This is a genomic window from Pseudomonas sp. F220 (assembly GCF_057813935.1).
On the sequence record NZ_JBVASJ010000003.1, the window covers coordinates 258804 to 270606 of the forward strand.

Here is an 11803-nt window from a genome sequence, read left to right on the forward strand (position 1 = left end):
ATACTTTCCTGAATGTGTCTGAAGGGGTAGGCTGCGCGTTCATTTCGCCAGCATCCAGACAATGCTCCAACAATTTCTTCAGGATTTCGGCTACTTCGCCCTTTTTCTCGGCACGTTCTTCGAAGGCGAAACCATTTTGGTTCTCGCAGGCTTCCTCGCGTTCCGCGGATACATGGATATCAACCTGGTGGTCGTCGTGGCCTTCTTCGGCAGCTATGCCGGCGATCAGCTGTGGTACTTCCTGGGGCGTAAACACGGCCGCAAATTGCTCGCGCGCAAACCGCGCTGGCAAATGATGGGCGATCGGGCGCTGGAGCATATCCGCAAGCATCCTGACATCTGGGTGCTGAGCTTTCGCTTCGTTTATGGCTTGCGCACGGTAATGCCAGTGGCGATCGGCCTGTCCGGTTATCCACCGGGACGCTATCTGCTGCTCAACGGGATTGGCGCCGCCGTCTGGGCCACAGCCCTGGCTGCGGCGGCTTACCATTTCGGCGCGATACTCGAAGGGATACTGGGCAGCGTCAAAAAATACGAGTTGTGGGTACTGGGCGGGCTGTTACTGCTCGGCTTCGTCCTATGGCTGCGTCGCCGCTTCAAGAATGCCCGCCTCGCCAAAAAAATCTACGAAGATGAACTGGTCAAAAAGGCCGAACACGCCGAACACGCCAAAACCAGCAAACCTACAACGCCAGTCGAGTGAGTCGGTTTCTACAGCAGTAGAGGCCGATGCCACTGAGCAAGCTGTAACTGAGCAGGCCGACCCAGCCCACCGCGCTGGCCGGCCAAAGCCCTAGAATCGGCGCCAGCCACACCCGTGGCACGCTCAACGCCAGGTGCAACAGTTCCAGCCTGAACGCCCACGGGCGATTCTCCAGGGCCACGCCCAGCACAAACAAACCAAACGCCATGTAACTCCAGCCCAGCACCAGCGCGGCCATCGGCAAGCTGTCGCCCAGCTTCAGCAGATAGCCGCCGACAGCTCAATCACGGCCAGATGCTTCAAGGCAAAAGCGTAGGTGATCAGCCCTACACCTTTGGTCAAAAGACCGGTTGTCGTCGACAACACCCCGGTACTTAGGCTGTTGATCGCGTCCGCCACGCGATAGTTATTCACGCCATACCAGCGGTCAGCCAGTAACTCGACGGCTATCAGCACAAAGAAAAACGGCACTGCATAAAGGATGAAGTTCATGACGCGACCTGATCAGAATCGTTACCGAACGATTAGGTGTAGTTGCCCCATAACCCTATGGCAACGAGTGACAAATTAGTGGACATTTAACGCCATGAACCTGGAGAAAACCCCATGAGCAAAAAAGTTGCAGTGATTCTTTCCGGCTGTGGTGTCTATGACGGCGCCGAGATCCACGAAAGCGTGCTTACCCTGTTACGCCTGGATCAGCGCGGTGCGCAGGTGCAGTGCTTCGCCCCGAATATCGCCCAATTGCATGTGATCAACCACCTGACGGGCGAAGAAATGCCCGAGTCGCGTAACGTACTGATTGAATCGGCGCGCATCGCCCGTGGTCAGGTAAAGGATATTCGCGAAGCCGATGCCTCCGACTTCGACGCGCTGATTGTGCCCGGCGGTTTCGGTGCGGCGAAAAACCTCTCCAACTTCGCCATCGAGGGTGCCGGTTGCAGCGTCCAGCCAGAAGTACTGGCCCTGACTGAAGCCTTTGCCGAAGCCGGTAAACCGGTCGGGCTGATCTGCATCTCGCCAGCGTTGGCCGCAAAGATCTACGGCCCGGGCGTGATCTGCACCATTGGCAACGATGCCGATACGGCCGCAGCGATGAACAAGATGGGCGCCAGCCATGAAGAATGCGCCGTTGGCGACATCATCGAAGACAAGGCACGTAAACTGGTCAGCACTCCGGCTTACATGCTCGCGCAATCCATCAGCGAAGCGGCTTCGGGGATTAACAAACTGGTGGACCGGGTGCTGGAGTTGACTCACGAAGACGATGCGTAAATTGATCATTCCCACGCTCCCGCGTGGGAATGATCACTCATCAACGATCAAGCTTTTCGCATCAGCCGCGTCAGGATCCGATCCAGAGAATTGGCGAACGCCTGCTTCTCACGTTCGCCATGGGGTGGCGGGCCGCCACCCATCTGGCCCTGATCGCGCAGGTCAGTGAACAAGTTGCGTACCGCGAGCCGATCGCCCATGTTCTGCGGGTCGAATTCCTTGCCGCGCGGATCGAGGGCAGCGACGCCCTTCTTGATCAAACGATCGGCCAGCGGCACATCACTGCAAATTACCAGTTCGCCGGGCACCGCGTGTTCGACCAAATAATCATCGGCCGCATCCGGGCCGCTGGGCACCACGATCAGTTTTACACAGGCATAGCTCGGCTTGAGCTGGCTCTGCCCCGCCACCAGCACCACTTCGAACTGGCGCTTTAATGCAAACTTGATTATTTGATCCTTCGCCGCCTTGGGGCAGGCGTCAGCATCGATCCAGACACGCATGTTTTGTTTCTTCCTCTAAAAGCTTCGCGGGCAAGCCTCGCTCCTACAGAACAGTACCAACCGTAGGAGCGAGGCTTGCCCGCGAAATGAGCGCAGCGAATGCCTTAAGAAGCTTGCAACCGCCGCTTCTCTGCCATGCGGCTACGACTGTAAAGCACGATGATCGCGAAAATCGCCACGGCCTGGGCACTCAGCGAATAAGCATCAGCGTGGATCCCCAGCCAGTCGAAGTCAAAGAATGCCACCGGACGGGTGCCGAAGATCCCGGCTTCCTGCAAGGCTTTGACGCCATGCCCGGCGAAGACCACCGACAGCGCGCATAACAACCCGGCGTTGATCCCGAAGAACAACGCCAGCGGCAGTTTCGCCGAACCGCGCAGAATCACCCAGGCCAGACCGATCAATAGCACCAGCGCCGTCGCGCCGCCCGCCAGCACGGCGTTGTGACCGGCCGGGCCGGCCTGCAGCCAGAGGGTTTCGTAGAACAGGATCACTTCGAACAGCTCACGATAAACCGAGAAGAATGCCAGCATCGCAAAGCCGAAACGTCCCCCGCCGCTGACCAGGCTGCTCTTGATGTAGTCCTGCCAGGCCGCCGCGTGTCGGCGGTCGTGCATCCACACGCCGAGCCAGAGCACCATGACGCTGGCGAACAACGCCGTCGCACCTTCGAGCAATTCACGCTGGGCGCCGCTCACATCGATCAGGTAAGCCGCCACCGCCCATGTCGCCAGACCGGCCACCAGCGCCAACCCCCAACCGATGTTGACGCCGCGCACTGCCGATTGCTGGCCGGTGTTGCGCAGGAACGCCAAGACCGCAGCCAGCACCAGGATCGCTTCCAGGCCTTCGCGCAGCAAAATCAACAAACCGGAGATATAGCTCAGGGACCAGCTCAAGCCATCGCTGCCCAACAGATCGGCGGATTGCTTCAACTTGGCTTTCGCGGCATTCAGGCGCTGCTCGGCCTGGGCCACCGGCAAACCATCCTGCAACGACTGACGGTACGCCATCAGGGATTTTTCAGTGTCTTTACGCACGTTGGCGTCGACGTTGTTCAGGGAACTCTCGACCAGCTCGAAACCTTCCAGGTACGCCGCTACCGACAGGTCATAGGCCTGTTCGTGATCGCCCGCGCGGTAGGCTGCGAGACTCTTGTCCAGCGTCGTTGCGGTGTAATCGAGCAACTGCGCCGGACCTCGCTTGACCTGCGGCGGCTGAGCGCGCTGGGCACGGAAAGTCGCCGCTGCTTCAGGGCCTTCGGCGGCCAGTACTTCATTCGGGGTCTGGCGGGCCAGATCAGCTAGGTTGAAGCGTTTCTCGCTTTTCGCCGCAGCCGGGGCAGCGCTGAAGCTCGCGATGTAGGTCGCCAGATCCCAGCGCTGGCGGTCATCCAGTTGATCGGCGAAGGACGGCATGTCCGTACCTTCAATGCCCAATCCGAGGGTGTTGTAGATCGCATAAAGGCTCAAGCGATCAATCCGATCAGCATCGCGCAGGTTGGCCGGTGGCGGCGTCAGACCGACGCCAGCAGGGCCGTCGCCAGCACCTGTACCGCCGTGGCACACAGAGCAATGCTGGGCATACAGCGGTGCACCACGAGTCGGGTCTGGAGTGATGATCGGCGCCTGGCTGACTTCATAAGCCACTGCCAGTTTGGCCCCCAGCTGTCGCGCCTGACGGCTGACAATGGCACCGTCCTGGCGAGCAGTGATGGCGGCGCGCAGGCTGCTGACACCCTGCTCCAGCTCGGCCTGTTCCGGTTTGGTCGGCAAGGCAACGATCAGTCCTTGCAGAACGCTCAGAAACTCAAGCTGCTCGCGATATTCGGACTCATCAATGACCTTCCCCGCCTCGACCGTGGGTGGGTAATCCGCACCAATGTAGTCGAGCAAATGCAGCGCCTGTGGAGCGCCTTCCTCGGTATTGGCCAGCAGATTGAAGCTGCATAACGCGAACACCGGCAGCACCAGCCAGGCCAGGAAACGGGACGGGGCAGTCATGAATAAATCTCAATTGAAAATACGAAGTAATACATTGTTCACTTCAAATGAGTTTCACTCAAGCCTTGTCATCCACTCATGCCTGAAACCCAACCGCAGAAAAAATCTCCGAAGCCCTTGCCACTCAAGGCGTAGAACCGCTTTTTAGCGATCACAAACAATGTAATAACGCTTCAGTATCGCGTCGGCCAAAGCCCTAAAAGCCCTAAAAGTTGAATGACGTCTGGCCGCGGACATCGCTTCAAAGGTCATTCAAACGAAAAAGGCGCCCTTCAAGGGCGCCTTTTTGTGAGCGAAGCTTTTAAACCGCCGCGCGGCGAATGGTCGCCAGCAACCCGGCTGCGCCGATGAACAAACCAGCAAATGTGCGATTCATGCGGCGCTGCTGCTTGGGCGTACGCAGCAGGCGCAGCACCTTTGAAGCAAGACCGGTATAACCCGCCATCACGATCAAATCGACAATGATCATGGTCACGCCGAGGATCAGATACTGCGCCGCCAGAGGCGCGTGCGGGTCGATGAACTGCGGTAACACCGCGAGCATGAACACCAGCGCCTTGGGGTTGCTGATATTCACCAGAAAACCACGGAATACCAAGGCCAGTGGTTTGCCGATCGGCCTGATCGCCGCGTCGTCACTCATATCGCTCGGCAGCGCGCGCCATTGCTTGACTGCCAGGTAGACCAGATAGGCCACACCAAACCATTTGATCGCGTAGAAGGCTGTGGCCGAGGTCGCGAGAATTGCACCGACACCTGCGGCAACAATCGCAATCTGCATCGCCAAGCCCAATTGGAGGCCCAAGGCGTTCCAGTAACCGCGCCAAAAACCGTACTGCAACCCGCAGGACATCGACGCAATGGCCCCGGCGCCAGGAGAAAGACTGATCACCCAGCAGGCGGCAAAAAACGCCAGCCATGTTTCAAGCACCATCGCACACCTCACTCAGACTCGTTATAGGTGTCTAAGCTAATGCGCCTTTTGGCGGATGACTATCAATTTTTTGTAGGACAGATGACCGGCACAGCCCCTTGTAGCCGCTGCCGGAGGCTGCGGTTACAGGTTGCTCAGCTGCCTGGCAGTTTTTCGCTGGAGCTCAGCGGCAACACATCACTGCCACGCCAGCGGCGCACGGAACGCTGGAAGAACAGACTGTTGGGGACTTGTACCATGGCGCTGCCGGTGCCGGCTTCAGCCGACTCGATCAACGTGGTGTAAAGCAGATTGATCGCCACCACCCGGCCTTTGACGCCAGGCTTATCGATGGTGTCGACCAGTTCGACCACATCACCCAAGCGAAACGGCCCGACGGTGAAGATCAGAATCGCGCAGAGCAGATTGGACAGTACGCTCCACATGGCGAAGAACGCCACCGCAGCCACCGCAACAAACCCCGACAATGCAGTCCAGAGCACTGTCGCCGAGACGCCAAGGCGCTCCAGCACAAAGATCAGCGCGCTACCCATGATCAGCCAACGCAAGCCGCCACGCAGCGGCATCAGCAATTGCGGCGGGAATGGGTAGCGCTCACCCAGATTGGTCAGGCATTTGGCCACGAAGCGCTGGGTCAGATAACCGGCCAGCAGAATCAGCAGAATTTGCCCACCGAGTAACAGCGGCTCAATCCATACGGCTGGCAGCGGCAGCTTGAACGCCTCCATCAGGACAGCGCCTCTAGCTCCGCCTGCATGTTTTCCAACAGCTCCAGCGACTCCATCCAGGTCTCTTCCAGCTCGGCCTCGCGAACCTTCAGCCTGGCCTGCTCGGCCAGCAGATCTCGCAGTTCGTTCTTGCGCGCCGGTTCGTAAATATCACTGTCGCCGAGGCTGGCATCGATCTTCGCCAGTTTCTCGTGCAGCTTGCCCAACTCAGCTTCGAGCTTGTCGGCTTCACGCTTATGCGGCGCCAATTGCTGACGCAACGCAGCAGCGGCCTGACGCTGAGCCTTCTTGTCGGTCTTGTCCGGGTTCACTGGCGTGTTACTGACCGGGGCATTGCGCTGGCGATAGTCCACGAGCCAGCGGGTGTAGTCTTCCAGGTCGCCGTCGAACTCTTCGACCTTGCCGTCCGCCACCAGATAGAAATTGTCGGTGGTGCTTTTGAGCAAATGACGATCGTGGGAAACCACCAGTACCGCACCGCTGAACTCCTGCAACGCCATGGTCAGCGCCAGGCGCATTTCCAGGTCCAGGTGGTTGGTCGGTTCGTCGAGCAGCAACAGGTTCGGCCGGCCCCAGGCGATCAACGCCAGTGCCAGACGGGCCTTCTCGCCACCGGAGAAGTTCAGCACCGGCTCATCGATACGTGCACCACGGAAGTCGAAACCACCGAGGAAGTCGCGCAGGGTCTGCTCGCGCTCGGTCGGTGCCAGGCGCTGCATGTGCAGCAACGGGCTGGCCTTGGAATCCAGGGAGTCAAGCTGATGCTGGGCGAAGTAGCCGACCACGGTGTTCTCGCCACGGGTCAGGCGACCGGACAATGGTTCGAGCTCGCCGGCGAGGTTTTTGATCAGAGTCGATTTACCGGCACCGTTGGGCCCGAGCAAACCGATGCGCGCGCCCGGAGTCAGTTGCAGCTTGACCTTCTCCAGCACGGCCCGCTCGCCGTAACCCAGTCGAGCATCGGAGATATCAATCAACGGGCTGGAGATTTTGTGCGATTCGCGAAAAATGAAGTCGAATGGCGAATCGACATGGGCAGCGGACAGCTCTTCCATGCGCTCCAGCGCCTTGATTCGGCTCTGGGCCTGGCGGGCCTTGGTGGCCTGGGCCTTGAAGCGGGCGATGTAGCTTTCCATGTGCGCACGTTGCGCCTGCTGCTTCTCGTAGGCCTGCTGTTGCTGGGCCAGACGTTCGGCACGGGCACGTTCGAAGGCGCTGTAGCCGCCGCGATAGAGGGTGATTTTGCGCTGATCGACGTGAGCCACGTGATCAACCACAGCGTCGAGGAAGTCCCGGTCGTGGGAGATCAGCATCAATGTGCCGGGATAGCTTTTGAGCCAGTCTTCGAGCCAGATGATGGCGTCGAGGTCCAAGTGGTTGGTCGGTTCGTCGAGCAGCAGCAGGTCCGAGGGGCACATCAATGCCTGTGCCAGGTTCAGACGCATCCGCCAGCCACCGGAGAAATCTCCGACCTGACGATCCATCTGATCGTTGGTGAACCCCAGACCGGCCAGCAGCTTGCGCGCCCGGGCGTCGGCGGTGTAACCGTCGGCGCTGTCGAGTTCTGCGTGCAGGCGGGCCTGAGCGGCACCGTCATGGGCTGCTTCGGCTGCGGCGAGGTCGCGTTGCACCTCGCGCAGGCGCAGGTCACCATCGAGCACGTAGTCGACCGCGATGCGATCGAGGGTGTCGATCTCCTGGCGCATGTGGGCGATGCGCCAGTCGGCCGGCAAGAAGCAGTCACCCGAGTCCGGGTGCAGATCCCCCAGAAGCAAGGCGAACAGGCTCGATTTGCCGGCGCCGTTGGCACCGATGAGGCCGGCTTTGTGGCCGGCGTGCAGGGTCAGCTCGGCGTCTTCTAGCAGACGTTGCGGGCCACGCTGTAAAGTCAGGTTCTGAAGTCGAATCATAATGGCGGCGGAGTCTACCAGCTTCGCTCGCAACTGGCGCGAGTAGCACTATGTCCTCTGACCTGTGGAGCTCCACCCTCACGACCTACGCCCGTCCCGGCGTCGAAGGCGCGTGCCTGGAAATGCAAGCAGCGGGCGCCAATGTCTGCCTACTGCTGTGCGCGGTCTGGCTGGGCCAACGAGGTGTGGCGTGCAATGCACAACGCCTGCAGCAACTGCATCAGCAGGCCGGACCGTGGCATGACGATGTTGTGCAACCACTCAGGCAACTGCGTATGCAATGGCGCTCAATGGCCCTTCAGGATGTGCAACTGAATATTCTGCGCGAACGCGTTAAAGCGCTGGAGCTCGAAGCGGAACGGCAATTGTTATTGCGTCTGGAGACGACGGCGCGAGACTGGCCGGAAGATGAGGCAAAGGATTTACCTGCCTGGCTGGAAGGATTGGCGGCGAAAGCCGCCAGCCTGAACCGCGACGCGCTGAATAAACTACGCGTCGCGGTAACCGGGGCTTAGGAAGCGCTGGTTGGGGTGGTGGCAGAAGTTGCTGTCGTTGTAGCAGGAGACGCTGCCGGGGTGCTTGCGGTTGGCGATGCGACTGAGGCGGGTGCTGGAGTCGCTGGCTTGGCCATAACTAGAGCCGTTGCTGGTTTAGTGGCGGCGACCGGCTTTTTCACTGCTGGTTTTGCAGCTGGCTTGACAACAGGTTTGGCCGCGGCTTTTGGTGCTGCGGGTTTGGCTGCCGGTTTTGCGGCAACTTTGGCAGGCGCTTTAGCAGCAACTGGTTTCGCAGCGGCAGGTTTGGCGGCAGGTTTGGCAGCGGCGGTTTTAGCAGCAACCGGTTTGGTTGCAGGTTTCGCAGCTGCTGTTTTGGCCGCTGGTTTTGCAGCCGTCGCTTTCGCGGCAGCGGGTTTAGCGGCAGGTTTAGCGGCAGCAGTTTTTGCAGCTGCCGGTTTGGCCGCGACAGGTTTCGCAGCAGTCGACTTAGCAGCTGGTTTGGCAGCGCTGGCAGCGACTGGTTTTTTCACCGCAGGTTTTGCAGCAGGTTTGCTCGCAGCTTTAACCGGTGCCTTGGCGGCTGGTTTGGCAGCGGCTTTTGCAGGTGCCTTGGACGGCGCTTTAGCTGCAACCGGTTTGGCCGCTGGCGCCTTCGCCGGGGCAGCGGCAGGTTTGGCGGAGCGCAGGGTCAACGCCTTGCTGACAGCTTCTTTCACGCGACCAACACCTTGGGCCAGCTTCAGGCTTTCCTGGGCATCGCGCTTGAGCTGAAGAATGTAGGTGCGGGTTTCGGATTGACGACCCTTGAGTGCATCAAGCAGATCTTCAAGCTCCGTCACTGCATCCTTGGCTTTGGCTTGTGCCTTGGCCTTTCCGGCCGACGCAGCGTCCTGCAATTTGGTACGGGACTTGTGCAGTTTCTCCTGTGCTTTTCCACGCTGTTTTTCCAGCTTGGCGAGCAGTTTTTCAGCATCAGCCAAAGCTTGGGAACAAGCATTTTCCAAATGTTCGAGCAGACTGCCCGAGAGCTGTTGGAGTAAGTGCAACGGAGTATTTACTGGCTTCTTATTGGCCGACATGGTTTACCTCCTGGCTGACGTGAGTGCGGCTCATACTAGACCTCTGCTGCTACCGCCGCTAGGGCATCTTGACAGTATCGAATGCTCTACGTTGCAGCGAATTGAAAATGTTCTTCGCGCGCTTGAAAGTTGCTCAGCCGTCAGCACGTTCGCACTGGCATAATCCCTCGCATCTCAGGCCGGAGAGTGCCCATGTCGCGTTACCTTTTTTTATCGTTATGCGTGTGTTTTTCTTTGGCCCAGGCCGCTGAAAAAATCAAAGAAAATGACTCCCACGACCTCGCTTACAGTCTCGGCGCAAGCCTTGGCGAACGACTGCGCCAAGAGGTTCCCGATCTTGAAATTCAAGCGTTGGTGGACGGCTTGCAACAAGCCTATCAAGGCAAGCCATTGGCACTCAAAGAGGAGCGAATTGAACAGATCCTTGCCGAGCACGAAGCTCAAGTCACAGAAAAATCGGCTCTACCGCAAAGCGAAGTTGCCCTCGAAACGGAGCGTCGTTTTCTCACAGCTGAAAAAGCCAAGCCGGGAGTTCGCGAGTTGGCGGATGGAATTCTGCTGACCGAGCTGATGCCTGGCAACGGCCCAAAGGCAGGACCAAACGGCAAAGTCCAGGTTCGCTATATCGGTCACCTGCCCGACGGCACCGTGTTCGATCAGAACAATCAGCCGCAGTGGTTTCGCCTCGACAGCGTGATCAATGGATGGCGCAGCGCATTGCAACAGATGCCTACCGGTGCGAAATGGCGATTGGTCATTCCATCAGCCCAAGCGTACGGCGCCGACGGAGCGGGCGACCTGATTGCGCCCTTCACACCACTAGTCTTCGACATTGAGTTGCTCGGTGCCACTGGCTGAGCAATAGCACAAACGAAAAACGGCGCGCATAGCGCACCGTTTCGGGGATCTTTTTCGCTAAAGCGAAACTCAGGCCTGAGCCGGAGCCTCTTCTTTGTGAGCCGTGTGTAGCACTTCGATCAGACAATCTTCCAGTTCGAAGCGTTCATGCAACAGGCCGCCCAGCTCTTTGAATTTTTCCGCAACGCACTTTCCAGCGTCACAAAGATCATTGAACGCCAACAACTTCTCGGTGATCACATCGATGCGGGGGTAAATCGTCTCGGCCAACTCCAGCCCACGTTTGTCACCAAACGCCTTTGCTTCGCCGGTCAGCTGTTCGTAAATCTCGAAATGGCCGGCCGAAACATAATCGACCAGAGTTCCGCAGAACTCCTGCAATGGCTTGCGGTTCTCGGCTAGCGCGTCTGGCTTGGCGCCGAGAGCATCATAGGCCCGAACCAGTTCGTGACGCTCCTGCAACCAACGATCGATCAGCAGATGCACTCCACCCCAGCGTTCCTGAGCATTCTGACAACTTTCGAGCATGGTCTCTCTTCCCTTAAGGGTCGTGCCGCCCTACACCCGCCGCAAGCCTTGAAAGATCAAGATTCGGCCAAGCAGAACGCCACCGAACAACATAATTCCAATAACACGTGCGGGCCAGATTATGCCCGCGCGACAACGGCTTCAAGGTACGCAGGAGATAAAGTTCATACAAGCGTTTAATCTTGAACGGTATCGCAGAACGACGACCGTCACCTGGCGGCCATCCGGTACGTGGAACGCAGAACGTGCAGAAGCTGAAAAATGCCCAGGATCAACATCCCGACGAAGAACAACAGGCTCCATTCGGGAAGGCTCATATCAAACAGCGTCCATGAAATCTGTGCGCAATCCGCGGCCCCCTGGAAGGCTTGTTTCAACGCATATAGCCAGGGCATGTCCCCAAGCATGCACTCAGGGCTGGGCGAACACGTCAACCACTGTTCCGGCGCTGCACTTTGCCGCAATACATGACGCCATGCGGTGACCATTCCGCCCAGACAACTGAGTACGCTCAATAGCCAATACACGTAACAACCCGAGCGCTTTGGCCCATGCACGGCTGCAATCAGGCAAGTGGCCGTGAACACGACCAGAAAGAACCGCTGCACGATACACAGCGAGCAAGGTTGGAGCCCGACCGCATACTCCAGATACAACGAAGCACCCAAGGCCAGAGCGCCTGCAATGAATGCCATGAAGAACAAGACGCGTGAGGGGGCCAAAAGCATGGCTTATCCGTAACAGAAGAGACAGACAGTTACGGTAGAGGAAAGCGCTCAACCCTT

12 protein-coding genes and 1 pseudogene are annotated in these 11803 nt (G+C 58.6%); 4 read left to right on the plus strand and 9 right to left on the minus strand.

Annotation, left to right across the window (positions count from 1 at the left end; genetic code table 11):
• Positions 1–61 precede the first annotated feature (61 nt).
• The gene (locus ACZYSM_RS04775; RefSeq protein WP_489069362.1) at positions 62–703 is read left to right on the plus strand and encodes a DedA family protein; all 642 of its coding nucleotides are present in this window, start codon (positions 62–64) and stop codon (positions 701–703) included.
• On the opposite strand, the pseudogene ACZYSM_RS04780 reads toward ACZYSM_RS04775, so the two are convergent.
• A pseudogene (locus tag ACZYSM_RS04780) lies at positions 684–1195 on the minus strand (hypothetical protein). The gene ACZYSM_RS04775 and the pseudogene ACZYSM_RS04780 sit on opposite strands and share 20 nt — an antisense overlap.
• 114 nt (positions 1196–1309) lie before the next feature.
• Between ACZYSM_RS04780 and elbB the strand changes: the two are divergent.
• Positions 1310–1978, plus strand: coding sequence for an isoprenoid biosynthesis glyoxalase ElbB (gene elbB, locus ACZYSM_RS04785; RefSeq protein WP_489069364.1), 669 nt, complete (start codon positions 1310–1312; stop codon positions 1976–1978).
• 47 nt (positions 1979–2025) lie between these two features.
• On the opposite strand, the gene ACZYSM_RS04790 is transcribed toward elbB, so the two are convergent.
• From ACZYSM_RS04790 to ACZYSM_RS04810, 5 genes are all read right to left on the minus strand, one after another.
• Positions 2026–2481 carry a YaiI/YqxD family protein gene (locus ACZYSM_RS04790; protein WP_489069366.1) on the minus strand — a complete coding sequence of 152 codons (456 nt, stop codon included), beginning with the start codon at positions 2479–2481 and terminating at the stop codon, positions 2026–2028.
• Positions 2482–2585: 104 nt separating this feature from the next.
• The gene (locus ACZYSM_RS04795) at positions 2586–4484 is read right to left on the minus strand and encodes an FTR1 family protein (protein ID WP_489069368.1); all 1899 of its coding nucleotides are present in this window, start codon (positions 4482–4484) and stop codon (positions 2586–2588) included.
• Between the two features lie 301 nt (positions 4485–4785).
• On the minus strand, positions 4786–5418 hold the full coding sequence (locus ACZYSM_RS04800) for a LysE family transporter (RefSeq protein ID WP_489069370.1): 633 nt from the start codon (positions 5416–5418) through the stop codon (positions 4786–4788).
• A gap of 134 nt (positions 5419–5552) precedes the next feature.
• A complete protein-coding gene (locus ACZYSM_RS04805) occupies positions 5553–6146 on the minus strand; it encodes a mechanosensitive ion channel domain-containing protein (protein WP_489069372.1) in 594 nt (197 codons plus the stop codon).
• A complete protein-coding gene (locus ACZYSM_RS04810) occupies positions 6146–8056 on the minus strand; it encodes an ATP-binding cassette domain-containing protein (RefSeq protein ID WP_489069374.1) in 1911 nt (636 codons plus the stop codon). The genes ACZYSM_RS04805 and ACZYSM_RS04810 overlap by 1 nt, the downstream gene beginning before the upstream one ends.
• Positions 8057–8106: 50 nt before the next feature.
• Here ACZYSM_RS04810 and ACZYSM_RS04815 point away from each other — a divergent pair, with 50 nt between their 5' ends.
• Positions 8107–8571, plus strand: coding sequence for a TIGR02444 family protein (locus ACZYSM_RS04815; RefSeq protein WP_489069376.1), 465 nt, complete (start codon positions 8107–8109; stop codon positions 8569–8571).
• Here ACZYSM_RS04815 and ACZYSM_RS04820 read toward each other — a convergent pair.
• A complete protein-coding gene (locus ACZYSM_RS04820) occupies positions 8568–9632 on the minus strand; it encodes an AlgP family protein (RefSeq protein ID WP_489069378.1) in 1065 nt (354 codons plus the stop codon). The two genes, ACZYSM_RS04815 and ACZYSM_RS04820, sit on opposite strands and share 4 nt — an antisense overlap.
• 192 nt (positions 9633–9824) lie before the next feature.
• On the opposite strand from ACZYSM_RS04820, the gene ACZYSM_RS04825 reads away from it, so the two are divergent.
• Entirely contained in the window at positions 9825–10490 is a 666-nt protein-coding gene (locus tag ACZYSM_RS04825) for an FKBP-type peptidyl-prolyl cis-trans isomerase (protein WP_489069544.1), read from the plus strand.
• 69 nt (positions 10491–10559) lie between these two features.
• Here ACZYSM_RS04825 and rsd read toward each other — a convergent pair whose 3' ends face one another.
• Together rsd and ACZYSM_RS04835 are read right to left on the minus strand one after the other, a co-directional pair.
• Positions 10560–11018: a sigma D regulator gene (gene rsd / locus ACZYSM_RS04830; RefSeq protein ID WP_489069380.1), complete on the minus strand. Its 459-nt coding sequence runs from the start codon at positions 11016–11018 to the stop codon at positions 10560–10562.
• 209 nt (positions 11019–11227) lie between these two features.
• Entirely contained in the window at positions 11228–11746 is a 519-nt protein-coding gene (locus tag ACZYSM_RS04835; RefSeq protein WP_489069382.1) for a disulfide bond formation protein B, read from the minus strand.
• Positions 11747–11803: the final 57 nt, after the last annotated feature.